At 65.6% G+C, this 24,289-nt stretch carries 25 protein-coding genes; 18 read left to right on the forward strand and 7 right to left on the reverse strand.

Annotated elements, in window-relative coordinates; translation table 11 throughout:
- Positions 1-360: 360 nt before the first annotated feature.
- The 3 genes from ACW17U_RS07510 to prfB all read left to right on the forward strand — a co-directional run bounded on the left by ACW17U_RS07510 (position 361) and on the right by prfB (position 5,277).
- Entirely contained in the window at positions 361-1,548 is a 1,188-nt protein-coding gene (locus tag ACW17U_RS07510; RefSeq protein WP_062146555.1) for an N-acetylmuramoyl-L-alanine amidase, read from the forward strand.
- A 158-nt stretch (positions 1,549-1,706) separates the two neighbouring features.
- A complete protein-coding gene (locus ACW17U_RS07515; protein WP_062146553.1) occupies positions 1,707-4,088 on the forward strand; it encodes a penicillin-binding protein 1A in 2,382 nt (793 codons plus the stop codon).
- A 75-nt stretch (positions 4,089-4,163) separates the two neighbouring features.
- Positions 4,164-5,277, forward strand: a protein-coding gene (gene prfB / locus ACW17U_RS07520) for a peptide chain release factor 2 (protein WP_492055422.1) whose coding sequence is annotated in 2 segments (ribosomal slippage) — positions 4,164-4,232 and positions 4,234-5,277 — 1,113 coding nt in all. Because the reading frame shifts where the segments join, the coding sequence is not laid out codon by codon here.
- Between the two features lie 72 nt (positions 5,278-5,349).
- Here the strand turns inward: prfB and ACW17U_RS07525 are convergent.
- From ACW17U_RS07525 to tyrS, 4 genes are all read right to left on the reverse strand, one after another.
- A complete protein-coding gene (locus ACW17U_RS07525; RefSeq protein WP_062146550.1) occupies positions 5,350-5,835 on the reverse strand; it encodes a bactofilin family protein in 486 nt (161 codons plus the stop codon).
- Positions 5,816-6,967, reverse strand: coding sequence for a peptidoglycan DD-metalloendopeptidase family protein (locus tag ACW17U_RS07530; protein WP_062146548.1), 1,152 nt, complete (start codon positions 6,965-6,967; stop codon positions 5,816-5,818). Before ACW17U_RS07530 ends, ACW17U_RS07525 begins: the two co-directional genes overlap by 20 nt.
- Positions 6,968-7,208: 241 nt before the next feature.
- Positions 7,209-7,670 (reverse strand): peroxiredoxin, encoded by a 462-nt coding sequence (locus ACW17U_RS07535; RefSeq protein WP_062146546.1) that lies wholly within the window; start codon positions 7,668-7,670, stop codon positions 7,209-7,211.
- Positions 7,671-7,735: 65 nt separating this feature from the next.
- Positions 7,736-9,064 (reverse strand): tyrosine--tRNA ligase, encoded by a 1,329-nt coding sequence (gene tyrS, locus ACW17U_RS07540; RefSeq protein WP_492055423.1) that lies wholly within the window; start codon positions 9,062-9,064, stop codon positions 7,736-7,738.
- A 187-nt stretch (positions 9,065-9,251) separates the two neighbouring features.
- On the opposite strand from tyrS, the gene ACW17U_RS07545 reads away from it, so the two are divergent.
- Positions 9,252-10,355, forward strand: coding sequence for an anhydro-N-acetylmuramic acid kinase (locus ACW17U_RS07545; RefSeq protein ID WP_492055424.1), 1,104 nt, complete (start codon positions 9,252-9,254; stop codon positions 10,353-10,355).
- 52 nt (positions 10,356-10,407) lie between these two features.
- On the opposite strand, the gene ACW17U_RS07550 is transcribed toward ACW17U_RS07545, so the two are convergent.
- Positions 10,408-11,058 (reverse strand): alpha/beta hydrolase, encoded by a 651-nt coding sequence (locus ACW17U_RS07550; RefSeq protein ID WP_062146540.1) that lies wholly within the window; start codon positions 11,056-11,058, stop codon positions 10,408-10,410.
- A 184-nt stretch (positions 11,059-11,242) separates the two neighbouring features.
- Between ACW17U_RS07550 and ACW17U_RS07555 the strand changes: the two genes are divergently transcribed.
- Genes ACW17U_RS07555 through ACW17U_RS07615 form a run of 13 tightly spaced genes read left to right on the forward strand, consistent with a single transcriptional unit; the run spans position 11,243 to position 20,581 of the window.
- A complete protein-coding gene (locus ACW17U_RS07555; protein ID WP_062146538.1) occupies positions 11,243-11,701 on the forward strand; it encodes an Rrf2 family transcriptional regulator in 459 nt (152 codons plus the stop codon).
- Positions 11,698-12,837, forward strand: a complete 1,140-nt coding sequence (locus ACW17U_RS07560; protein WP_492055425.1) for a cysteine desulfurase family protein — start codon at positions 11,698-11,700, stop codon at positions 12,835-12,837. The genes ACW17U_RS07555 and ACW17U_RS07560 overlap by 4 nt, the downstream gene beginning before the upstream one ends.
- Positions 12,837-14,306: a Fe-S cluster assembly protein SufB gene (sufB, locus tag ACW17U_RS07565; protein WP_492055426.1), complete on the forward strand. Its 1,470-nt coding sequence runs from the start codon at positions 12,837-12,839 to the stop codon at positions 14,304-14,306. The genes ACW17U_RS07560 and sufB overlap by 1 nt, the downstream gene beginning before the upstream one ends.
- Positions 14,306-14,668, forward strand: a complete 363-nt coding sequence (locus tag ACW17U_RS07570) for a VOC family protein (RefSeq protein ID WP_492055427.1) — start codon at positions 14,306-14,308, stop codon at positions 14,666-14,668. Before sufB ends, ACW17U_RS07570 begins: the two co-directional genes overlap by 1 nt.
- Positions 14,665-14,967 carry a hypothetical protein gene (locus ACW17U_RS07575; RefSeq protein ID WP_492055428.1) on the forward strand — a complete coding sequence of 101 codons (303 nt, stop codon included), beginning with the start codon at positions 14,665-14,667 and terminating at the stop codon, positions 14,965-14,967. The genes ACW17U_RS07570 and ACW17U_RS07575 overlap by 4 nt, the downstream gene beginning before the upstream one ends.
- Positions 14,960-15,709 carry a Fe-S cluster assembly ATPase SufC gene (gene sufC, locus ACW17U_RS07580; protein WP_492055429.1) on the forward strand — a complete coding sequence of 250 codons (750 nt, stop codon included), beginning with the start codon at positions 14,960-14,962 and terminating at the stop codon, positions 15,707-15,709. The genes ACW17U_RS07575 and sufC overlap by 8 nt, the downstream gene beginning before the upstream one ends.
- Positions 15,706-16,743 (forward strand): Fe-S cluster assembly protein SufD, encoded by a 1,038-nt coding sequence (gene sufD / locus ACW17U_RS07585; RefSeq protein WP_492055430.1) that lies wholly within the window; start codon positions 15,706-15,708, stop codon positions 16,741-16,743. The genes sufC and sufD overlap by 4 nt, the downstream gene beginning before the upstream one ends.
- Entirely contained in the window at positions 16,743-17,969 is a 1,227-nt protein-coding gene (locus ACW17U_RS07590; protein WP_492055431.1) for an aminotransferase class V-fold PLP-dependent enzyme, read from the forward strand. Before sufD ends, ACW17U_RS07590 begins: the two co-directional genes overlap by 1 nt.
- A 7-nt stretch (positions 17,970-17,976) precedes the next feature.
- The gene (locus ACW17U_RS07595; protein WP_062146525.1) at positions 17,977-18,333 is read left to right on the forward strand and encodes an SUF system Fe-S cluster assembly protein; all 357 of its coding nucleotides are present in this window, start codon (positions 17,977-17,979) and stop codon (positions 18,331-18,333) included.
- Positions 18,334-18,347: 14 nt separating this feature from the next.
- Positions 18,348-18,755 (forward strand): HesB/IscA family protein, encoded by a 408-nt coding sequence (locus tag ACW17U_RS07600; protein WP_492055432.1) that lies wholly within the window; start codon positions 18,348-18,350, stop codon positions 18,753-18,755.
- Positions 18,756-18,786: 31 nt separating this feature from the next.
- Positions 18,787-19,758 (forward strand): glycosyltransferase family 9 protein, encoded by a 972-nt coding sequence (locus tag ACW17U_RS07605; protein ID WP_492055433.1) that lies wholly within the window; start codon positions 18,787-18,789, stop codon positions 19,756-19,758.
- 17 nt (positions 19,759-19,775) lie between these two features.
- On the forward strand, positions 19,776-20,180 hold the full coding sequence (locus tag ACW17U_RS07610; RefSeq protein ID WP_492055434.1) for a DUF6165 family protein: 405 nt from the start codon (positions 19,776-19,778) through the stop codon (positions 20,178-20,180).
- A complete protein-coding gene (locus tag ACW17U_RS07615) occupies positions 20,177-20,581 on the forward strand; it encodes an ACT domain-containing protein (protein ID WP_492055435.1) in 405 nt (134 codons plus the stop codon). The genes ACW17U_RS07610 and ACW17U_RS07615 overlap by 4 nt, the downstream gene beginning before the upstream one ends.
- On the opposite strand, the gene ACW17U_RS07620 is transcribed toward ACW17U_RS07615, so the two are convergent.
- Positions 20,568-21,371, reverse strand: a complete 804-nt coding sequence (locus ACW17U_RS07620) for an enoyl-CoA hydratase/isomerase (protein ID WP_492055436.1) — start codon at positions 21,369-21,371, stop codon at positions 20,568-20,570. The genes ACW17U_RS07615 and ACW17U_RS07620 overlap by 14 nt on opposite strands.
- A 196-nt stretch (positions 21,372-21,567) precedes the next feature.
- A complete protein-coding gene (locus ACW17U_RS07625) occupies positions 21,568-22,629 on the reverse strand; it encodes a GGDEF domain-containing protein (protein ID WP_492055437.1) in 1,062 nt (353 codons plus the stop codon).
- 185 nt (positions 22,630-22,814) lie between these two features.
- On the opposite strand from ACW17U_RS07625, the gene ACW17U_RS07630 reads away from it, so the two are divergent.
- Positions 22,815-24,272 carry a coniferyl aldehyde dehydrogenase gene (locus ACW17U_RS07630; protein ID WP_492055438.1) on the forward strand — a complete coding sequence of 486 codons (1,458 nt, stop codon included), beginning with the start codon at positions 22,815-22,817 and terminating at the stop codon, positions 24,270-24,272.
- Positions 24,273-24,289 lie beyond the last annotated feature (17 nt).

Genomic DNA, 24,289 nt, shown 5'->3' on the forward strand with positions numbered 1-24,289 from the left:
ACCGGGTCGCACCGAAGTGGCGCGGATCGGATGGCGCGTCGTCGCCGGAAGGCGGAAAGCCCGACGCGGGCCCTGTGGACTTCTCCCAAGACAGGCATCTGCCTGCGGACAAGGGGTCGATCCTCGGATAACTCGTCTAGTCGCGGCGCACGTCGTGAAGGTGGCGAAAGGCCACCAACGCTACGCGGTCGCTCGCGCGAGCTTCCATGACGATCACGTCGCTCGCACGCCGGCGAATTGTAGCAACATCGCGAGGCAAAAGGAAAGCTCTGGACAACAGGCCCTGATTTAACCCTTTCGCTACCGCGGATGCCCGATAGTGGCGGTTGGTCCACCGGCATCGGAATACTTGGGCGAGGGATGCGCAGAGTTCTCATCGGTTTAGCGCGAACGGGCTGGTTGCGAGCGGCGTTGATCGTCGGCGGCCTGACCCTGGCCGGCGTGGCGGTTGCCACCGCCCAGGGCCCTGCGCCGGCATCCGGTGTTCAAAAAGTTCGTTTTGGCGGCGATCGCGCCGAAACCCGGGTGGTGATCGACCTGGATCGCGCTGCTGTCGGGCGTCTGATCGCCGACGGTGCCCTTGATCAACGTATTGTCATCGGCCTGCCCAATGTTTCGGTCTCGGGTGACCTGCAGGGGGCCGGTCAGGGCCTGGTCAAGCGCTGGGTGATCGACGAGGCCGGGGGCGGCGCGCGCCTTCGCCTCGATCTGGCCGGTCGGGCCGAGGTCCGGCGGCGGTTTCTGCTGCCGCCCGGTGATGGAGCCACGGCCTATCGCTATGTGATTGATTTGATCGCAACGGACGGCACCGTCCCCGAGGCCGCGCCGAAGCTCACCTTTGCTTCCAACCCCGTCAAGGCACCGCCTCTGCGGCTCAAGAAGGTGATCGTCATCGACGCCGGCCATGGCGGCAAGGATCCCGGCTCAATGGGGGCCTCTGTCTACGAAAAGGACGTCACCCTCGCTGCCGCGAAAGCGCTTAAGGCCAGGCTGGAGCGTACGGGCCGATTCCAGGTCGTGATGACGCGGGAGACTGACACCTTCATTCCGCTGGAGGCGCGTGTCCAGATTGCCCGCCGGTCGGATGCCGATCTCTTCATCTCAATGCATGCGGACTCGGGCCCCGACGCCACCACGCGGGGTGCCAGCGTCTACACCCTGTCTGAAAAGGGCACTGAGCGCGTGGCGCGGGTGCTCGAAAAAGACGACTGGCTGATGAAGGCCAACCTGCCGGGCCGTGATCGCGCGGTCAGCCAGATTCTGCTGGATCTGTCGCAGCGGGCTACCAAGAACCGCTCCGCCGCCTTCGCCCAACTCTTGCTGGACCGGGTGGGGGAGGAGACGCCCCTTCTGCGTCGCAGCCATCGTGACGCGGGCTTTATTGTGCTCCTGGCACCGGATGTCCCCGCCGTGCTGCTCGAGATGGGTTTCATCACCAATCCCGATGACGAGCGTCTGCTGAGCAACCCCGCCAGCCGGACCCGCATCGTCAATGCCGTCGGGGACGCGATTGAGTCCTATTTCTCGGCCCAGATCCGCAAGTCCTGAGGCAAGCGCGCCGTTGGCGCCCGCCCCGATGCAGGCTAGAGGCTTGAGTCAGAGTCCGGACGCGGCCTTTTGACCGCAAAACCGCTTACACTTTTGCGGATCGGGCTCTAGAGGATGAGAGCAGGGCGGGCGAGAGTGCGTCGTCCGACGGAGGCCGTGTGGATCTGAAACCCACCGAACGATGGATGGCCATCGCCGGCGTTGCGGTGCTTTCCGCGATCGCCGTGGCGGGCTTTGCGATCGCCGTCTATGCGGCGTGGCTGTTCCACGACATGCCCGATGCCGGTGAACTGCAGGACTATCGTCCGCCGACGGCGACGCGCGTCTATGCCTGGGACGGGACCCTGATCGGCGAGTACTCCAAGGAGCGCCGGATCTTCGTCCCCTATGACCAGATCCCGCCGCAACTGGCCCAGGCCTTCATGGCCGCCGAGGACCGCAATTTCTTCCGCCATAGCGGTGTCGATGTCGGCGGCTTTTCGCGCGCCATGCTCAAGAACGTCGGCAATGCCGCGCGGGGCCGGCGACTGGAGGGCGGTTCGACGATCACCCAGCAGGTCGCCAAGAACGTTCTGCTGACCAGTGACGCCACGGTCGGGCGCAAGTTCAAGGAAGCGATCCTGGCCCATCGCCTGGAGCAGTCGCTCGACAAGCAGCAGATCCTTGAGCTGTATCTCAACGAAATCTGGCTGGGCTACCGCTCGTTCGGCGTCGGCGCGGCCTCGTACAACTATTTTGGCAAGTCCCTGCCGGAGCTGACCTTGGCTGAGTCCGCCTATCTGGCGGCCCTACCCAAGGGGCCGGACAACTATCATCCGATCCGCAACAAGGCCAAGGCCAAGGGGCGTCGGGACTGGATCCTGGGCCAGATGGCCGAACTGGGCTGGGTCTCACAGGCTGACGCTCAAAAGGCCATGGCCGAGGATCTGGTGGTTCAGGCGGCACCCAAGCGTGCCGCCTATCGTGATGCCGACTATTTCGTCGAGGAAGTGCGCCAGCGTGGCGTCGCGACCCTCGGACCGCGCCTCAGCGAGGGCGGCTATTACATGCGCACGACCCTGGATCCGCGCATGCAGACTGCGGCGCGTGTCGCGCTGATGGACGGCCTCGAGCGTTACGATCGTCGTCACGGCTGGCGGGGTGCCTGGGGGCATGTGACCGCCGATGACGCAGACTGGGAGAAGGCCGCGCGCGGCAAGAACCCGCCTTCGGAGCGTCAGGGGTGGCGTGCGGCCGTCGTGGTGTCAGGTGATGGTCGGGTTCGACTGGTCAAGGGCGAGGGCGAAGGGGCCATCGTCAGTGAAGATATGGCCTGGGCCAGGGCGGGCAAGGGTCTGAAAGCCGGCGATCTGGTCTTTGTCGAGAAGGTCGAAGGTGCAGCCACCTATCGCCTGCGGCAGGTGCCGGCCGTCAACGGGGCCCTGGTGGCCATCGAACCCTTCAGTGGCCGTGTCGTGGCCCTCGTCGGGGGCTACAGCTTCTCGCTGTCGAATTTCAACCGCGCCACCCAGGCGATGCGTCAGCCCGGCTCGGCCTTCAAACCGTTCGTCTATGCCGCCGCTCTTGAGAACGGCTACACCCCGGCCAGCGTGATCGTCGATAGCGCCATTACCCTCAAAGGCGCGAATGGCGAGGACTGGAGCCCGGAGAACTACCACAAGGAGTTCTATGGCGCTCAACCCCTGCGCAAGGGCCTGGAACAGTCCATCAATGCCATGACCGTGCGCCTCGCCCAAAGCGTCGGGATGCGCAAGATCATCGACTTCTCCAAGCGCACCGGTGTCGTGCGCGACATGCAACCGGTCCTGGCCATGGCCCTGGGGGCGGGCGAGACCACGCCGTTCAAGCTGACATCGGCCTATGCGCCGTTCGTCAATGGGGGCCGCCGGGTCGAGCCTCACCTGATCGAACTGGTCCAGGACCGCGAAGGCAAGGTCATCTTCCGCGCCGACAAGCGTGAATGCGTGCGCTGTACTGCCGGATTCAATGGCGACGAGAGTCCGCGCTTTGCGGCCCCGGGCGAGCAGGTCATGGACCCTGTCACCGCCTACCAGATCACGTCGATGCTGCAGGGTGTCGTGCAGCGTGGCACGGCTGCCGCCGTCAGTTCCCTGGGACGCCCCCTGGCGGGCAAGACCGGGACCACCAATGAATACCGCAGCGCCTGGTTCGTCGGCTACTCGCCCAACCTGGTGGTCGGGGTGTTTATCGGCTTTGATGACAACCGTTCACTGGGCGAGGGTGAAACGGGCGCGGCCGGACCCGTGCCGGTGTTCATGGACTTCATGAAGGTCGCCCTGAAGGGCCAGCCGGTCAGCGACTTCAAGCCGCCAAAGACGGCCAAGTTCGCCATGGTGCGCGGGATCCGGGAGGCTTTCCGTCCGGGCACAGAGCCGAAAACCGAAGTTCCGGCTGCGGTAGACGGCCCCCAGCCCTATTCGACCACATGGCCGAATGGGACGCCGACTGGAGCCAACAACGCTGCAGAGGCGGCCAAACCTCCGCCCAAGACTGTTGATCCTCTGAGCGGCCTCTATTGATCCATCATCGGCGTTGCGCCGCCGTCCGACGCGGGCTATCTCCCGCGCCCCTTCTTTTTGTCACGGAGTAACGTGATGCGACCGGATGTTGAGGCCTCTGCGGCCGACATCGAGCAGTCCGTAGGACTGCTCAGGAGGCGTCTTTGACTGGGATGCCGCACTTCGAAAGCTCGATGAGCTGAACGCCCGGGTCGAGGACCCGACCTTGTGGGACAAGCCCGCTGAAGCCCAGGCTGTCTCGCGCGAACGCGCGGGCCTTGCGGTGCGCGTTGAAGCCGTTCAGGCCCTTGAACAGGGCCTGAAGGATGCGCTGGAATATGCCGAGTTGGCGGACATGGAGGGCGACGAAGCCCTGCTGGAGGATGCCCGCGCCCAGCTGAAGGACCTCAAGGAGCGGGCTGGTCGCGCTGAGCTGGAGGCTCTGCTGTCTGGCGAGGCTGACGGCAATGACTGCTATGTCGAGATCAATTCCGGCGCGGGCGGGACCGAGTCCTGCGACTGGGCCGGCATGCTTCTCCGGATGTATTCGCGCTGGGCGAACGCGCACAAGATGAGCGTGGAACTGGTAGAAGAAACCTCCGGTGACCAGGTCGGCATCAAGTCTGCGACCCTGCTGGTCAAGGGGCCCAATGCCTATGGCTGGCTGAAGACCGAGGCCGGGGTGCACCGCCTGGTGCGCATCAGCCCCTATGACGCGGCCGCCAAGCGCCATACCAGCTTCGCCTCGGCCTGGGTCTACCCGGTGGTGGATGACACGATCGAGATCGAGATCAACCCTTCGGACGTGCGCACAGACACCTACCGCGCCAGCGGTGCCGGTGGGCAGCACATCAACAAGACCGACTCGGCGGTGCGTCTGACGCACATTCCGACCGGTATTGCCGTCGCCTGCCAGTCTGGCCGCTCGCAGCACCAGAACCGCGAAGAGGCCTGGAAGATGCTGCGCGCGCGCCTCTATGAGGCCGAACTGCAGAAGCGGGAAGCCGCCCAGCAGGCGCTTGAAGACCAGAAGACCGACATCGGCTGGGGTCACCAGATCCGCAGCTACGTCCTGCAGCCCTATCAGATGGTCAAGGACCTGCGGACCAATGTCGAAACCTCCGACACCCAGGGGGTGCTGGATGGCGATCTGGACGCGTTCATGGGCGCGTCTCTCGCCCAGCGGGTCGGTGCCACCCGCGACGCCTGACCAAGGGTAGAGCCCTGAAAAGCAAAACGCCCCGGAGTGATCCGGGGCGTTTTTCTTGATCGTGTCTCGGGGTTAGGCTGGTTTGGCCTGCGGCTCGGGGACCGAACTGAGGACGGGCGTGGGGACCGGAGCCGGCTGATGAGCCGGACGCTGGAACTTCAGGCTGCGGCCCTGGAAGAAGGCACCGGTTTCCATGGCCAGTTGTTCGTGGGTGATGTCGCCGTCGATATAGGACGTGCCGTACAGGCGGACCTGCTTGGAGGTGATGGCACCGACCACCCGGCCGCGGACCTCGACGGCCTCGGCATAGACCGAGCCTTCGACGTGACCGGTTTCACCGACCGTCAGGCGACCCACGCGCACATCGCCTCGCACGACGCCGTCGATCTGCAGTTCGCCATCACCGGTGACGCCACCTTCGATGGTGATGTCGGCCGAGATCAGGGACGCCACTTTCGGGGCGACCTTGCGCACCTGGTCAACACTGGCGACGGGCGTGGGCAGGGGCTCGATCTTGGCCGGGCCCTTGGTGGAGCCTTTAGTTTGCTTGCTGAACATACTCACCAGCCTTCAAAAAGCGATTAGGGTTCTGGGCCCTGCCATTGGCCCAGACTTCGTAGTGCAGGTGCGGCCCGGTCGACCGGCCGGTCGAGCCCATGGCCCCGACGCGCTGGCCGATCGCGACCCGTTGGCCCACGCGCACGGCGATAGCCTGCAGGTGGGCGTAGCGGGTCTTGAAGCCGCCGCCATGGTCGACCTCGACCGTATTGCCGTAGCCGGACCGAACGCCGGTGAACGACACCACGCCCGGCGCGGTCGACATGATCGGGGTGTAGAACGCGCCCGGGAAATCCAGCCCCGAATGGAAGGCCGGCCGGCGCGTGAACGGATCAAACCGCACGCCGTAGCTGCTGCTCATGGCCGGATTGCTGGTGGGGCGGAAGAAGGGAAGCTTTTGTGCCGCGGCATTCAGCGAACGCATGTCGGACATGTCGGTCGCGGCGCGGTGGATACGGGTTGCGAACTCTTCGTCGACGTCGAGGACGGCGGCGAGGGCGCGGGGGTCCTTGGCTTCGATCAGGGGGCCACCCAGGGAGACGCCGCGGCCGGTATAGTTGCTGGCGTCGAGGCCGGCCATCCGCATGGCCAGTCGCAGGCGCTCGGCGCGGCTCTTGGCAAAGGTCTCGGCAGCGTCAATCAGGCGTTCCTGATCCATCCGGGTGGCCTGGATGCGCTGGACCGGTGTCGCCGCGAGAAGGTGGGGCTGTGAGGTCTTGAGGGCGTCGGCGGCACCGGGCACCCCCTTGAAGTCGCTGACCAGCATGGCGAGCGCCGAGTGGCGCTTTTCGACGGAGGCCGCCAGTTCGTCCAGGGAACCGTTGGTGGCGGAAAGCTGGGCGACGGCGCTGTTCAGCCGGGCCTGACGGTCGGCATTGAGCCGCTCATAATAGGCGCGCTGCTTGATGACCTGCTGGTCGGTCGAGCTGACCGCCAGGGCATTGACCATCATGGCGGCGGTGCAGACGCCCATCCACAGCGCGGCGCAGCCGACGGCGGTCGCGGCCAAAAGCTGCTTGTTGGTCGAGAAGACGTAGCCCCGCATCTCACCGCCTGAGCGGATATAGAGATGCCTTTCAGGGAACAGACCTTCGAGGGATTGGCGCAGTCGCTTGAAGCGTTTGATGGCCATCGCTCACGAAACCCCCGTTTACAGAACACGGGGATATGCAACGATATTGCGCAGCCGCGCAAGGCTCTTCACGCTCCAGGAGAGCGTGAGTCGGAAAATAGAGCTTACCCCGCAAATCGTTAATGCGAGCTGAACAGGATCAGCAAGTCCGGGGTCCGGTTTGTTGCCACTTGGCTGAGGGGCGCGGCGCAAATACAACACCGGTGCGCGGACCTGGTTCCGCCTCAGGCGACTCCGGGCGCTATTTCAGCGCCTTGGCGGCGGTCAGAACCGCCTTGATGTGACCCGGCACCTTTACCTTGCGCCAGACTTCGCGAACGACGCCTTCAGCGTCGATCAGGAAGGTCGAGCGGTCGATCCCCATGTACTTGCGGCCGTACATGCTCTTCTCGACCCAGGCACCGTAGGTTTCGACGATCTCACCTGTGGTGTCGGCGGCGAGTTCGACGGTCAGGTCATGCTTCTTGCGAAACTTGGCATGTGAGGCGGCACTGTCTTTCGAGACCCCAACGATCACCGCGCCGACCTTGGCGAATTCCTCGACCTCGGACGAAAACTGCAGGGCTTCGGACGTGCAGCCCGAGGTGTCGTCCTTGGGGTAGAAATAGAGAACGATCTTCTTGCCCTTCAGGCTCGCGAGGCTGACCCGGCCCGTATCGGTCGGCAGGTCAAATTCGGGAGCCTTGTCGCCAGCTTCCAGCATCGTCTCTCTCCACAAGTCCGAGGTCTTTACCCGACCCGCGCGCGCGAGTCGGGACTGCGCGCAGCTTAGACCGGTTTGATCAGAACGATCTTCTTCTTGCCGGCCGCCAGCTTGACGACACCGTCGATCAGGTCGGCCTCCGTTACCAGGCGGTTGGCATCGGGCTCGGCCTGGTCATTGACCTTTACGCCGCCGCCCTGGGCCAGGCGACGGGCTTCGCCGCGCGAGGCGGCCAGGCCGGCATCGGCAAACAGGTTGGCCAGGACGATGCCGGCCTGCAGATCCGCCGCAGGAATCTCGAAGGTGGGCAGGTCGGCGGAGGTCACGCCCTGCTCAAAGGCTTTCTCGGCGGCGTCGCGGGCAGAGCGTGCGGCCTCCTCACCATGCGCCATGCGGGTGGCCTCGTCCGCCAGAACCTTCTTGGCGTCGTTCAGCTTGGCTCCCGGCAGGGCTTCAAGCTTCGCGATCTCTTCGAGCGGCAAATCCGTGAACAGCTTCAGGAAGCGCCCGACGTCGGCGTCTTCGGTGTTGCGCCAGAACTGCCAGTAGTCATAGGGGCTAAGCTGCTCGGCATTCAGCCAGACTGCGCCCGACATGGTCTTGCCCATCTTGGCACCCGAGGCCGTGGCGAGCAGGGGCGTGGTCAGGCCGTAGGCGGCCTTCTGGTCGACCCGTCGCGTCAGCTCGACCCCGTTGAGGATATTGCCCCACTGATCCGAGCCGCCCATCTGCAGGACGCAGCCATGCGAGCGGTTCAGTTCAAGGAAGTCGACCGCCTGCATCAGCATGTAGTTGAATTCAAGGAAGGTCATCGGCTGTTCGCGTTCGAGCCGCAGCTTGACGCTGTCGAAGGCCAGCATGCGGTTGACCGTGAAGTGGACACCGTAGTCGCGCAGGAACTGGACGTAGCCGAACTTGGACAGCCAGGCGTCATTGTCGACCATGATCGCATCGGTCGGGCCGTCGCCGAAGGTCAGGAACTTGGCGAACACCGACTTGATGCCGGCGATGTTGGCGGCGATGTCGGCATCGCTGAGCAGCTTGCGGCTCTCGTCCTTGCCGGTCGGGTCGCCGACCTTGGTCGTGCCACCGCCCATCAGGACAATCGGCTTGTGGCCGGCCTGCTGCAGGCGACGCAGCATCATGATCTGGATCAGTGAGCCGACGTGCAGGGACGGCGCGGTGGCGTCGAAGCCGATATAGGCCGTCACGACGCCGGAGGTCGCAGCGGCGTCCAGCTCGTCCGGATGGGTGATCTGGTGGATATAGCCGCGCGCCTGCAGGGTCTGAAGGAATTCCGACTTGAAGGCGGCGGGGGCGGACATGGCTCGACTCTCTAATTCTGACGACGCGCCGTCTAGCACGGGCGGGGCCGGATGTGGCGAGGGTTTCATAAGGTCAGTCTCCGGATAGGGCCGGAGCGCTTTGATCTGGTGAGACGCGACCCCGGCAGGGCGGGGGCGCATCGACGTGTCAGGCCGGCCTCCCGCTATTTCAGCGGGCGGTAATAGGCGCGGACGGGGAGGCGGACGACGATCATGGGGTCTAGCTACAGGCCCGCCGGCATGGCAGTCAACGGCCATGCGCATCCTGGGATTCATGACCGGCACCTCGCTCGACGCCGTCGACATGGCGGTGCTGGAGACCGATGGCGAGACCATCCAGGCCTTCGGCCCGGCCGGTGAAAGCAAGCTCCGCGAGGCAACCCGTGACCTGTTGCTGGAGGCGACAGACCAGGCTCGGGCCTGGCCGCGCGGCGAGCCCGAGCCGGCCATCTTTGACGACGCCAGGCGGGCCGTCGCCGACGAGCATCTGTACGCCGCCGAGCGGTTCATCGCCGAGCATGGCCTGGCCTGGAAAGATTTCGACCTGCTGGGCGTGCACGGTCAGACCGTGCTGCACGAGCGCCCCCAGCCCGACCGGATCGGCCGCACCGTTCAGCTGCTGGATGCCCAGAGGCTGGCCACCGGCAGCGGACGTCCCGTGGGCTTCGATTTTCGCACCGCCGATGTCGCGGCTGGCGGAGAAGGCGCGCCGCTCGCCCCGGTCTATCACGCCGCCCGGGCCCGGGCCTCGGGTCTCGCCGCCCCCGTCGCGGCGCTCAATATCGGTGGGGTGGCCAACATCACCCTGATCGATGCCGAGGGCACCTTGCTGGCCTTCGATACCGGGCCTGGCAATGGCATGATCGACCTGCTGCTGCAGGGGCGGGGCCTGGGCCGTTTCGATGAGAACGGCCGCCTGGCCGCATCAGGCACGGTCGACGAGACCGCCCTGCGGACCCTGTTGTCGGGAGGCTATTTCGACGCCCCGGCCCCCAAGTCGCTGGACCGCTATGACTTCAGCCTCGACGCCGTCGAGCGGCTGTCGACAGAAGACGCGGCAGCCACCCTGGTGGCCTTCACGGCCGAGGCCGTGGTCAAGGCCTTCGACAAGGGCGCGCGGCCGAGCGCCCTGATTGTCTGCGGTGGCGGTCGGCACAATCCGGAGATCATGCGGGTGCTGGCCGCCCGTGTGCCGGTGCCGGTCAAGACGGCCGAGGCCGTGGGCTGGCGCGGCGATGCGATCGAGGCCGAGGCTTTCGCCTTTCTGGCCGCCCGCACCGCCCGGGGTCTGCCTATCAGTTTTCCGGGAACCACAGGCGTCGCTGCGCCGATGACCGGCGGCCGGATCGTTCAGCCCTGAACGAAAAAGGCCTCCCCGAAGGGAGGCCTTTGAACTGTCAGACCGGGAAGGATCAGATCGGGTTCATCTCGATCCGCTTGTCCAGATAGTCGCCGACGCTCTTTTCCACGAAGGGCAGGTGCTCGGTCCAGAAGTGGCTGGCCTTGTCGATGACCTCGTAGTCGATGACGATGCCCTTCTGGGTGCGCAGCTTCGACACCACGCGCTCGACTTCCACCGGCGGGGTGATGCTGTCGGCCGAGCCGGTCAGGAACAGGCCCGAGGCCGGGCAGGGGGCCAGGAAGCTGAAATCGTACATGTTGGTCGGCGGCGAGACGCTGATGAAGCCATCCGTCTCCGGGCGACGCATCAGCAGCTGCATGCCGATATAGGCCCCGAAATCGAAGCCGGCGACCCAGGTCTGGCTGGCGGCCGGGTTGGAGGTCTGCAACCAGTCAAGGGCCGTGGCCGCGTCGGCCAGCTCGCCGATGCCGGCGTCGAACTCGCCCTGGCTGCGACCCACGCCGCGGAAATTGAAGCGCAGGGTCGCGAAGCCGCGCTTCATGAACAGGTGATAGAGCTGCACCGAAACCGGATGGTTCATATGGCCGCCGGCCTTCGGGTGCGGGTGCAGGATCAGCGCGATCGGCGCGGATTCCGTCTTGCCCGGCGAGTAGCGACCTTCGATCCGTCCGGACGCGCCAGTCAAAATCACATCAGGCATATCGACCCCATCGTTTCGACAAGCGGCGGACGATTCCGGGTCTTTCGACCGATGGAATACTTGACCACTGCGCTTGGTCTTCCTAAATCCAACCAGCGACGCGGACCCTGGGGTCCGGCGCGAAGTCGCGGCTTGTAGCACACGCAAAAGCCGATGCGCGCGGAATCTGCAAGGAGTAAGGCGCATGCGCCTGAGCACCAAGGGACGATACGCCGTCATGGCCATGACCGACCTGGCCAAGCGCCAGGACGAAGGGGAGGGGCGCGCCGTCGCCCTGGCCGAGATTGCCGCCCGTCAGCAGATCTCTTTGTCCTATCTGGAACAGCTTTTCGCGCGCCTGCGCCGCAAGGGTCTGGTCAAGAGTGCCCGCGGTCCCGGCGGCGGCTATCGCCTGGCCCAGGGTGCCGAGACGACCCTGATTTCCGACATTGTCCTGGCGGTCGATGAACCGCTCCGGGCTACCCGCTGCGGCCTGACCAAAGGCGGCCCAAAGGGCTGCATGGCCGGTGGCGAGCGCTGCATGACCCATGACCTCTGGGAGGAGATGGGCCGGCAGATCCATGGCTATCTGGCCTCGGTCTCGGTGGCCGACGTGCTGCAGGGGCGTCTTCGTCCCGGGCCTCTGGAGATCGCGGCGGAGTGACCCCGTCCCGCACCTCGATCTATCTCGACTACAACGCGACCGCGCCGATCCGTCCTGAGGCGCGCGAGGCACTGCTGCGCGCCCTTGAGGTGCCGGCCAATCCCTCCTCAGTCCACGCCGCCGGCCGTGCCGCGCGGGATGTCGTCGAAGCGGCTCGGGCCCGGGTCGCCGCCCTGGTCGGCGTGCCGTCGGGCTCGGTCACCTTTGTCAGTGGCGGCACCGAGGCCAATGCCCTGGCCATCGAGAGCGCCCGGGCCAGTGGTTTCACCCGGATCATCGTCGGCGCGACCGAGCATGACGCGGTTGTCGAGACCGCCAAGGCCAGCGGCCTGCCGGTCGAGACCTGGCCGGTCGATGCCAATGGTGTCGCGCACCTGCCCTGGCTGGAAGCGGACCTGAAGGCCCCCGGCCGCGCCCTGGTCTGCCTGATGCTGGCCAATAACGAGACCGGGGTCATTCAGCCGGTCGCCGAAGCCGCCGCCCTGGTGCGCGCGGCCGAGGGGTGGCTGCATGTCGATGCGGTCCAGGCTGCCGGCAAGCTCGCCATCGATTTTTCCGCCCTCGGTGCCGATACCCTGGCGCTGTCGGCTCACAAGCTGGGCGGTCCTCAGGGCGTCGGCGCCCTGGTCGCCGGCACCCGCGCCACCTTGCATCGTCGTCAGCACGGCGGCGGACAGGAGCGGGGACGCCGGGCCGGCACCGAGAATGTCGCGGGCATAGCCGCCTTCGGCGCGGCCGCCGACGCGGCGTCGCGCGACCTTGCCGCGATGGCCGAACAAGCCCAATGGCGCGACGCCCTGGCGGAACGCGTCAGGGCTGAAGGCGCTGTCGTGCTCGGGGAGGCAGCACATCGCCTGCCCCAGACCCTGTGCTTTGCCGGCGAGGGCTTCGGCTCCGAGATCCAGGTGATGAACCTGGATCTGGCCGGCGTGATGGCCAGTGCCGGCAGTGCCTGCTCGTCGGGCAAGGTCAAGGCCAGCCGCGTGGTGGAGGCCATGGGCCGTTCCGACCTGGCACCCTTCGCCCTGCGAGTCAGCGGCGGCTGGGCGAGCACGGAAGACGACTGGATCAAATGCGGCGACGCCTGGATCGCCGCCTGGAAGCGTATCGGCGCCCGGCGCCGGGAGGTGGCATAGTGGCCGCAGTTAAAGAAACCGTCGAAGCCGTTGCCTCGCTTGAGAAATACGAGCACGGCTTCACCACCGAAATCGATCAGGAGTTTGCCCCCAAGGGGCTCTCCGAGGACATCGTGCGCTTCATCTCGGCCAAGAAGGACGAGCCGCAGTGGATGCTGGACTGGCGTCTGGAGGCCTATCGTCGCTGGCTTGAGCTTGAAGAGCCGGACTGGGCCAAGGTCAGCTATCCCAAGATCGACTACCAGGACTCCTACTATTATGCGGCCCCCAAGACCAAGGAGGGGCCCAAGAGCCTGGACGAGGTCGATCCCGAGATCCTTGCCGTCTACGCAAAGCTGGGCATCCCGCTGAAAGAGCAGGAAGTTCTGGCCGGCGTTGAAGGTGCCCCGCGCTATGCCGTGGACGCCGTGTTCGACAGCGTCAGCGTCGTCACCACCTTCAAGAAGGAACTGGCGGCGGTCGGGGTGATCTTCTGCTCGATGAGCGAGGCGATCCGCGAGCACGGCGATCTGGTGAAGCAGTATCTTGGCTCGGTTGTGCCGACCTCGGACAACTATTTCGCCTGCCTGAACAGCGCGGTCTTCAGCGACGGATCCTTCGTCTACATCCCGCCGGGTGTGCGCTGCCCGATGGAGCTGTCGACCTATTTCCGCATCAATGCCAAGGACAGCGGCCAGTTCGAGCGCACCCTGATCATCGCCGACAAGGGGGCCTATTGCTCCTATCTCGAGGGCTGCACGGCCCCGATGCGCGACGAGAACCAGCTGCACGCCGCCGTGGTCGAGCTGGTTCTGCTGGACGACGCCGAGATCAAATATTCCACCGTCCAGAACTGGTATCCGGGTGATCCGGAAACCGGCAAGGGTGGCATCTTCAACTTCGTCACCAAGCGCGCCGACTGCCGGGGCGATCGCTCCAAGGTCAGCTGGACCCAGGTTGAAACCGGCTCTGCCGTGACCTGGAAATATCCCTCCTGCGTGCTGCGCGGCGAAGGCAGTTCGGGCGAGTTCTATTCGATCGCCGTGACCAATGGTCACCAGCAGGCCGACACCGGCACCAAGATGATCCACCTGGGTGCCAACACGAAGTCGCGGATCGTTGCCAAGGGCATCAGCGCCGGCAAGTCGACCAGCACCTATCGCGGCCTGGTCAGCGCCCACCCCAAGGCCAAGGGTGCCCGCAACTTCACGCAGTGCGACAGCTTGCTGATCGGCAAGACCTGCGCGGCTCACACCATTCCCTATATCGAGGCCCGCAATGGCGAGTCGGTGTTCGAGCACGAGGCCACCACCACCCGCCTGTCGGACGACCAGCTGTTCTATTGCCAGCAGCGCGGCCTGAACCAGGAAGAGGCCGTGGCCCTGCTGGTCAACGGTTTCGTCAAGGACGTGCTGCAGCAGCTGCCGATGGAGTTCGCCGTCGAGGCCCAGAAGCTGGTGGCGATCTCGCTGGAAGGCTCGGTCGGCTGATGCTGTTGGCGATCGACCATGTTCAGTTGGCCATGCCCGCCGGTGGTGAAGCCGCTGCGCGCGCCTTCTATGGCGATGTGCTTGGTCTACCCGAGACTCCCAAGCCGCCGAAACTCGCCACGCGCGGCGGCTGCTGGTTTGAGCGCGGGGCGCTCAAGATCCATCTTGGCGTCGAGGCCGACTTCCACCCCGCCCTCAAGGCACATCCGGGGCTGCTGGTCTCCGATCTTCAAACGCTGAAGGCTTTGCTTCGGGACGGCGGCTACGTGCTGCGGGACGATGAACCGCTCGAAGGCTACGACCGCATCTATGTGGACGATCCCTTTGGCAACCGGATTGAGTTGCTGGAGCCCGTGACATGATCCCCGCCCGCTTCGGTCTGAACGACAAGGAATACAAGTACGCGCGCCAGCTGGCCTATCAGGCGGCGCACGGCACGTGGATCAATCCCTATGGCGACGAGGCCCCGTTGATCGACCGCTGCGCCAAGCTGCTGGCGAAAGGCAATGCCGATGCCGCAGCCGAGCGCGCGCTGCTGACTGAACTTCTGAAACTCGCCGCCTATAGCCCCGAACATGAATGGGAGGCGCCGGCCCTGACCGGCAAGCCGACCACCTTCGCTATCCAGACGCTCGAAAAGATCACGGCTTTCAATGCTTAATATCCAGAACCTCCACGCCCGCGTCGAAGACAAGGCCATCCTCAAGGGCGTCACCCTGGACGTGCCGGCCGGCGAGGTGCACGCCATCATGGGGCCGAACGGGGCGGGCAAGTCGACCCTGTCCTACGTCCTGACCGGCCGCGGCGGTTACGAGGTCACCGAGGGTTCGGCCAGCCTCAATGGCGAGGACCTGCTGGCCTTGGACGCCAATGAGCGTGCCGCCAAGGGCCTGTTCCTGTCCTTCCAGTATCCTCTTGAAATCCCGGGCGTTCCGGCCCTGACCTTCATCCGCACCGCCCTCAACGCCCAGCGCCGCGCGCGGGGCGAGGATGAGGTCGCCGCGCCGGCCTTCCTGAAGCTGGCCAAGGAGAAGGCCGCCTCGCTGAAGATCGACTTCGAGATGCTCAAGCGCGGCCTGAATGTCGGCTTCTCGGGCGGCGAGAAGAAGCGGATGGAAATCTTCCAGATGGCGATGCTGTCGCCGAAGTTCCTGATCCTCGACGAGACCGACAGCGGCCTCGACATCGACGCCCTGAAGATCGTCTCCGAGGGCGTCAACGCCCTGCGCTCTCCCGAGCGCGGTATGCTGGTGATCACCCACTATCAGCGCCTGCTGGACTATATCAAACCCGACCGCGTCCACGTGCTGGCCGCCGGCCGCATCGTCGCCTCGGGCGGTCCGGAGCTGGCGCTGCAGCTGGAAGCCGAAGGCTACGACAAGTATGCGAGCGCCGCGGCATGAGCCTGGCTCTCGCCCTGAAGACTGGAGACGCCAGCCGTCTGCCGTCGCGACGTGATGAGGACTGGCGCTGGACGGACCTGCGCGGGCTGATCCGGACCATCCCGGCTGAGTCACCGGCGTTTCTCGGCGACGTCGGCGCGGGTCCGTTCGACGCGCTGGCCGACGCGACTGTCCTGATCGTCAATGGTTGGGTACGCGAAGGTGAGCCGGTGCCCGAGGCCGGGGTGTTGGCTTTGCGGTTCGTGTCCCACGCCGACGCCACGGCGCACGACGCCGAGTTTGCGGTGACGGTCGCGCCCGGCCAGACCCTGACCCTGCTGGAAAGCTATGAAGGGCAGGGGGCGGGCGGCTATCTGGCCAATATCGGTCTCGACGTCTCGGTTGGCGAAGGCGCTCGTCTGGAGCGGATCGTCCTTGTCGACGACCTGGCCGATGCGGTGACGGTGAGCACGGCCGACGTCGCCCTGGCGCCTGGCGCCACCTATGCGCAAACCATCCTGACCTCCGGCGCCCGACGCCAGCGGCTCGAGACCCGCGTCGCCCATCCCGGTGCCCATGCCGACCTGCGCCTCGACGGGATCTACCTGCTGGACGGGCAGCGCCACGCCGACCTGACCACCCAGGTCACTCATGGCGGCGTCGAGGGCGTAACCTCGCAGCTGACCAAGGGCATGGTCGCCGACCAGGCGCGCGGCGTGTTCCAGGGCCGGATCATCGTCCAGCCCGGCGCTGACCAGACCGACGCCCGCATGGGTCACCACGCCCTGATCCTGTCGGACCGGGCCGAGGTCGACGCCAAGCCCGAGCTGCTGATCTTCGCCGACGACGTGTCCTGCGCCCACGGCAACACCATCGGCGCCTTGGACGAGCAGGCGATCTTCTATGCCCGCCAGCGCGGCATCCCCGAGCTGGAAGCCCGCGCCATGCTGACCGAGGCCTTTGTCGGCGAGGTGGTCGAGCGCATCGAACATGATGCCGCCCGCGAACTGGCCCGCGCCTGGGTCGCCCAGCGGCTCGGACGGAGCGCGACCTGATGGCGTTCGATGCCCCCTTCGATGTCGAGGCGATCCGCACCCAGTTCCCGGTCCTGCAACGGACCGTGCACGGCAAGCCGCTGATCTATCTGGACAGCGCCGCCAGCGCCCAGAAGCCTGATGCGGTTCTGGACGCCATGATGGGTCTCGCCCGCACCTCCTATGCCAATGTCCATCGCGGCCTGCACACCCTGGCCAATGAAACGACGGAAGCCTATGAGGCGGCTCGGGAAACGGTCGCGAAGTTCATCAATGCCGAACCGACCGAAATCGTCTGGACCAAGAGTGCGACCGAGGCGGTGAACCTGGTGGCGGCGACCTTCGGCCAGTCGCTGAAGGCCGGGGACGAGATCGTCATCTCCGAGATGGAGCACCACGCCAATATCGTGCCGTGGCACTTCCTCCGCGAGCGCCAGGGCGTGGTCCTGAAGTTCGTGCCGGTCTTGGACGACGGCCAGCTCGACATGGAGACCTATCGGGGCCTGCTGTCCGAGCGCACCAAGATGGTCGCCCTGACCCAGATGTCGAACGTGCTGGGCACGGTCAATGATGTGCCCGAGATCGTCCGTCTGGCCCATGCGGCCGGGGCCCAGGTGCTGATCGACGGCTGCCAGGGCGTGGTCCACTCCAAGGTTGATGTGAAGGCCCTGGACGTCGACTACTACGTCTTCTCTGGCCACAAGCTGTACGGCCCCACCGGCATCGGCGTGCTGTACGGCAAGGCCGAACGCCTGGTCGCCCTGCCGCCCTATCAGGGTGGCGGCGAGATGATCGGCTCGGTGTCGATGGACGTCATCACCTATGCCGACCCGCCGCATCGCTTCGAGGCCGGCACACCGGCCATCCTCGAGGCCGTCGGCCTTGGCGCAGCGATTGCATGGCTCACCGGCCTGGATCGCGACGCCATCTTCGCCCACGAGCATGCGCTCTATGACCGGGTTGCCGAGCAATTGCGGGGCGTCAACGGGCTGAAGATCCTGGGCGAGGCCCCGGGCAAGGGCGCCGTCCTGTCCTTCACCATCGAGGGCACCCACGCTCATGACATCGCCCAGGTGCTGGACCGTTACGGCGTGGCCGTGCGGGCCGGCACCCATTGCGCCGAGCCCCTGATGCGCCGCTTTGGCGTCACGTCGAGCGCCCGTGCGTCCTTCGCCCTATATAACACCGAGGCCGAGGCCGATGCGTTCGTGGACGCTCTGGCCAAGGCCCGCCGTTTCTTCAGTTGAGCCCTTCATGACCGACGCTGCCGTTCCCGAGACCGCCTCAGCCCTGCCCAAGGAAGAGCTGGCCAAGCTGACCGATCTGCTGATCGAGAAGCTGAAGTCGGTCTATGACCCGGAAATCCCGGTCGACATCTATGAGCTCGGCCTGATCTACAAGGTCGATGTCAGCGACGACAAGGACGTGGCCATCGACATGACCCTGACCGCGCCGGGCTGCCCGGTGGCCGGCGAGATGCCGGGCTGGGTGCGCGATGCGGTGATGGAAATCCCGGGTCTCAAGTCCTGCACCGTCGACCTCGTCTTCGACCCGGCCTGGGATCCGTCGCGGATGAGCGACGAAGCCAAGCTGCAACTGAACATGTTCTGATCGGTTCGAAACCCATGGAAACCGCCATCACCCCCCGCGTTCGTCGCCCCCGTCCCAAGGTCGTCACCCTGACCGACGCGGCGGCGGCGCGCGTGAAGGAGATCATGGCCCGCAAGGCGCTTGAAGAGCCCGACAAGCCCTATGCCGGCCTGCGGGTCGGTGTGAAGAACGGTGGCTGTGCCGGCTCGGAATACGTCTTCGACTATGCCCTCGAGAAGAACCCGCTGGACGAGGTGGTCGAGGACAAGGACGTCACCATCCTGATCGACCCCAAGGCGGTGCTGTTCCTGATCGGCACGACGATCGACTATGAGACCACCAAGCTGTCGTCGAAGTTCGTGTTCAACAATCCCAACGAGACCGACGCCTGCGGCTGTGGCGAGAGCGTGACGATCCAGCCTGCGGTCGAGTCCGCCGATTGACCCAAAGGCCGCCGGCGGCCTAATCCAGACCATGGTCAAGTCGATCCTGGTCTATTCGATGGGTGAGGTGATCGGTGACGGGCTGATCAAGCTGCCCTTCATCGCCGGCCTGCGCGCCGCCTTCCCCGACGCCACCATCAGCTGGTGCGCCGCCAAGGGCGAAACCGTCTATTCGGGGCCCCTGAAGGCGGTCGTCGAGGGCTATGTCGACGAGATCCTGTCCAAGGACGTGACCGGAGCGCGACTGCGCGACCTGCTGCCCTGGGCCCGGCCCTTCGGCGGCCGTCGGTTTGATCTGGTCATCGACACCCAGGAAAACCTCCGCCGCAGCGTCGTGGCCCGGCGGGCCGCCACGGGGCGCTTCATCTCCGCCGCGCGGCTGGCGCGCAGCAAGGACTGGCCGCTGGCGGTGACAGATCGTCTGGCGAGGCTGCTGTCCCTGGCGACGGACGGGCAGGGCGCGCCGCGACCAATTGCCCTGGCCCATTCCGACGCCCTGGCCGCTGCCCGGGCCCTGCTGCCTGACGGTCAGGCCTATGTCGGACTGGCCCCGGGGGCGGGCGGTCAGGAGAAGCGCTGGCCGCTGGAGCGCTATATCGCGCTCGCCAGCCATCTGGAGCAGATCGGCGCGACGCCGGTATTCTTCTTTGGTCCGGACGAGGCTGAGGACGCTGCCCGGGCCCGGGCCGAACTCCCCAAGGCGTGCTTCCCCGAGCGCGAGCGCACCGACGCCTTTCCGCATGTGAAAGGGCCGCTCCTGGTCATCGCCTTGGCCGGTCGTCTCTGTGCGGCCGTCGCCAATGATGCGGGGCCGGGCCATATGCTGGCGGCCGGCGGCGCGCCGCTGTTGTCGCTGCAGAAGGACGCCCGCAAGGCGGTAAAGTTCCGTCCGGCCGCCGCCCGACTTGAGATGCTGGTCGCGGAGGACTACGGAGACGCCATGGCCGCTTTGCCCAGCGAAGCGGTTGAGGCGGCGTTGTCGAGGTTGATGGCGCGGGCCTGAATTGCGGAGTTGCCCTCATGCCTATCCTTGCGCCGATCTCGGCCGGCGAACTGATCGACAAGATCACCATCCTGCGGGTTAAGGCCCAGCGGATCGGCGATCCGGCCAAGGAGGCCAATGTCCGCAAGGAACTGGCCCTGCTGGAGGCGACAGCGGCCTCGCACCTTCCGGCCAGCGATGAAATCGAGCGCCTGACCGGTGACCTGACGGCCGTGAATGCCGCGCTGTGGGATGTTGAGGACGGCAAGCGCGATTGCGAGCGCCGGCAGGACTTTGGACCGGACTTCGTGGCCCTGGCGCGCCGGGTCTATATCGAGAACGACCAGAGGGCCGCCATCAAGCGCGCCATCAATGCTGCGGCCGGGTCGGAGATCGTCGAGGAGAAGAGCTACAAGCCCTATCTTGATGCTCCGGGCGCATGACGGAGATCGTCCGGGACCGTCAGACCATGCTGGCCGGACTCTCGCCCAGCCTCCAGCCTGGCCAGTTGGTTTTCTGCGCTGCCGACGAGGATTGGGCCAGGCATCAGCCCCTGGGCATGTTTCGCGAGGTCGAGGGCGTCAGCCTGATCCTTGACCGCGACCAGGCCGAGGCAGAGGGATTTTCCGTCGCAGACCCCATGCGGCTGATCACCCTGAATGTCTATTCAGCCCTGGACGGGGTCGGCCTTACGGCTGCGGTGGCATCGGCCCTGGCGGAAGCCGGGATCGCCTGCAACATGGTCGCGGCCCTTCACCACGACCATGTCCTTGTGCCGGCCGAGCAGGCCGAAGAGGCCCTGCGGATCCTGCAGGACCTGCAGACAAGCTCTAGCGCCCCTTGAACTGAGCGACGCGCTTCTGCAGGAAGGCGCTGACGCCTTCGATGAAGTCCTCGGTCTTGCCGGCGAACTTTTGCGCCTTGCGCTCTGCGTGCAGTTGGCCGTTCCAGTCGGCGTCGAGGCTGTCCCAGACCAGCTTGCGGATCGCCCCCAGGGCCACCGGGCCGTTGGCCAGTTCCCGGGCGATGGTGGTTGCCGTGGCCATCAACTCGCCATCGGGTACACAGCGGTTTACCAGGCCCCATTCGAGCGCCTTGGTGGCCGGGATCCTGTCGCCCAGCAGCATCATTTCCATGGCCCGGGCCTTGCCGACCAGGCGCGGCAGCAGATAGGTCGAGCCGCCGTCGGGCACCAGGCCGATACGTCGGAAAGCCTGCAGGAAATAGCCGCTCTCACCGGCGACAATCATGTCGCCCATCAGGGCCAGCGAGCAGCCGACGCCGGCGGCGGCCCCATTGACAGCCGTGACGATCGGATAGGGAAAGTCGCGCAGCGCCGTCATCATCGGATTGTAGACGGTCTCAAGCGCTGAGCCTGCGTCAGGCTTGCCGTCGACGTCCAGTTCCCGGGCGGCGGGCCCACCGCCGGACAGATTGGCTCCGGAGCAGAAGCCCCGGCCTTCCCCGGTGATGACCAGGGCCCGTGCCTCGATCTTGCCGTGGGTGATGGCCGCGAGGGCGTGGGTGATTTCCCGCGCCAGGTCGAGGCTGGCTGCGTTCAGCGTGGTCGGGTCGGCCAGGGTGATCGTGGCGACGCCGTTCTCGGCCGTCAGGCGGATTCTCTGATAGTCCATGGCGTCCTCCCAAGGCATTCATTCTGGCGCACGGCGGTCGCCCAAACCGGCTGTCCGGTTTGGCCGCCATGCTCTTTGCGCTCTTGGGGCCTAGCTAGGCGCCCCTGACCCGGCGGAAGGCCAGAGGGAATTTGACACGAAAACGCCGCCGTTCGCGAAAACGGCGGCGCTCTTCGAAGGTCCAGGGCTGAAAAGCCTAGGCGGCGTTGGCCGAGGCGGCTGCATCGGCGGCCGAGCTGACCTTGTTACGGCCACTGCGCTTGGAGGCGTAGAGCGCCGCGTCAGCGCGTTCCATCAGCGAATGGCTGCTTTCGTCGCGAGCCCGTTCCGCAAAGCCGGACGAGATGGTGATTGTCCCCAGATCCTCATTGGTCGAGCGGCGCTTGAGCGTCCGCGAAGAGACTTCAACCCGGATTTCCTCAAGGCAGCTGGCAACGATCGCGGCCGATTCCCGCGGGAAGATCATGGCGAACTCCTCGCCGCCGTAGCGGGCCGCGAAGCGCGGCATGGCGGCGACGCGGCCGATCACCGAAGCGACATAACGGATGACCTGGTCACCGGTCTGGTGGCCCCATGTGTCGTTGAAGCCCTTGAAATGGTCGATGTCGAGCACGGCCAGGCAAAGGCTGGAGCCTGCCTCATCACCTTCGGCGCAAGCCCGATCGAGCTCTTCGTCGAAGGCCTTGCGGTTGGCGAGGTTGGTCAGGCCGTCCGTCGTGGCATCCCGCCGGACCTGTTCGAGGTGTTCGCGCAGGCGATCGACCTCGGCCGTCGATTCGGCCAAGCGGGCCTCGAGCGACTGGTTCTCCTTGTGGACCCGCCTTGTGGCCTGGGCCAGGCTGGTCACCACCGACTTGATGGCCCCGACATCGGCGCTGGCATTGAGGTCCTTGGTCGCGCCATCCAGCTGTTTGCCGAAGGCCGCATTGGTTTTCTGGGCGTTCTGGATCGCCTTGGAAACCGAGGCCAGTTCCTTGCTGAGCAGGTCACCGGCGTCGCGGATCTGTTCGTTGAGGCGCGCCTTGGGAAGGTAGGCTGCTGCGAGCTCTTCGCTGATGATCTCGGTCATCGGCTCGCCAAGCGAAATCAGCCGTGTGAGTTCACGCGCCAGAGCGCCGTCCGGGTCCGCAACAAAGTGGGTCCACAGTTCGAAATTCAACGCGGTAGGCCAGACCTGATGGCGTTCCATGAGGTCCAGAGCGCGTCGCGCAATCTTGTAGGCCTCGGGGCCACGCAGCGTAATTTCGACGTCCGACATCTTTTCTTCCCCAGTCGGCGTCTTCCCGTAGCGAGAATGCCGAGCGCTTGGAGCAGCACTCTAGGCCCGAGAGTTCAAACGAGCGGTTAAGAGCGAACAAGGTTCTCTTGCACTTCACGCCTTCGCCGATCATTGTGAACAGTGATAAGATGAGCCCTCAGAGGGCCGACGGGAGGACAGCGACCATGAACGCACCCACAAATCTGACGCTCGAGGCCCACAAGGCCGAGATGAACCATGTGCTGCAGCGCCAGAAGGCGGCTCACCTACAGGACGGCCCCTGGACCGCGGAACAGCGAATCGCGCGGCTGGATCGCTGCATAGATCTGCTGGTCGGGCACCAGGCCGAGATCGCCAAGGCTGTCAGTGCCGATTTCGGATCCCGCTCGCCGGAAGCCACTGCCCTGACCGACGTCGCAGGCTCCATCGGGCCGCTGAAGTTCGCCAAGGACAATCTGGCCAAGTGGATGAAGCCGCAGAAGCGCAAGACGACGCCGGCGATCCTGGGTCTGTTTGGTGCCAAGGCCAGCGTCCAGTACCAACCCAAGGGCGTGGTCGGGGTGATCAGCCCCTGGAACTTCCCGGTCAATCTGACCTTTGCCCCCCTGGCGGGCATTCTGGCGGCGGGCAACCGCGCCATGATCAAGCCGTCGGAGTTCACGCCGGCAACCTCGGACCTGATGAAGGCCATGTTTGCCAAGGCGTTTTCCGAGGATGAAATCGCTGTCTTTGTCGGGGGCGCTGAGGTCGGGCAGGCCTTCTCCGGACTGGCTTTTGACCACCTCGTCTTCACCGGCGCGACATCCGTGGCCCGGCACGTCATGCGGGCCGCAGCCGAGAACCTGGTGCCGGTCACCCTGGAACTGGGCGGAAAAAGCCCGGTGATCCTGTCGCGCGGCGTGGACATGGCGACCGCCGCGGCCCGGATCATGAACGGCAAGACCCTTAACGCCGGCCAGATCTGCCTGGCCCCGGACTATGTCTTTACCCCGGCCGATCAGCTGGACAATTTCGTGGCCGAGGCCAAGACGGCGGTCGGCCGTTACTTCCCGACGCTGAAGGACAATCCCGACTATACGGCGGTCGTGGCGCAGCGGCATTTCGACCGGATCACCGGCTATGTCGAGGATGCCCGGGCCAAGGGGGCCACGATCGTCGAGATCAATCCGGCCAATGAGGACCTGTCCCAGCAGCCGCACCGCAAGATCGCCCCGACCCTGATCCTCAATCCGACCGACGACATGGCGGTCATGCAGGAAGAGATCTTTGGTCCCCTGTTGCCGGTGAAAACTTACCAACGGGTCGAGGAGGCGGTGGACTATATCAATGCCCATGATCGCCCTCTGGCCCTCTACTGGTTCGGAACGGACGAGGCCGAGAAGGATCGGGTGCTTGAGCGCACGACCAGCGGCGGCGTTACGGTCAATGACGTGATCTTCCACGTTGCCCAAGAAGAACTGCCGTTCGGTGGCGTGGGCCCCGCCGGCATGGGCGCCTATCACGGCCATGACGGCTTCCTGGAGTTCAGCCATCGCAAGGCCGTGTTCCAGCAGCTGAAGAAGGACATTGCGCCGATGCTCGGCCTGCGTCCGCCCTATGGCGAAGGCATCCGCAAGTATCTGGCGGGCCAGATCAAGCGCTGATCCCGCCGGCTCCAGGG

The organism is Caulobacter sp. AVps16 (genome assembly GCF_058681455.1).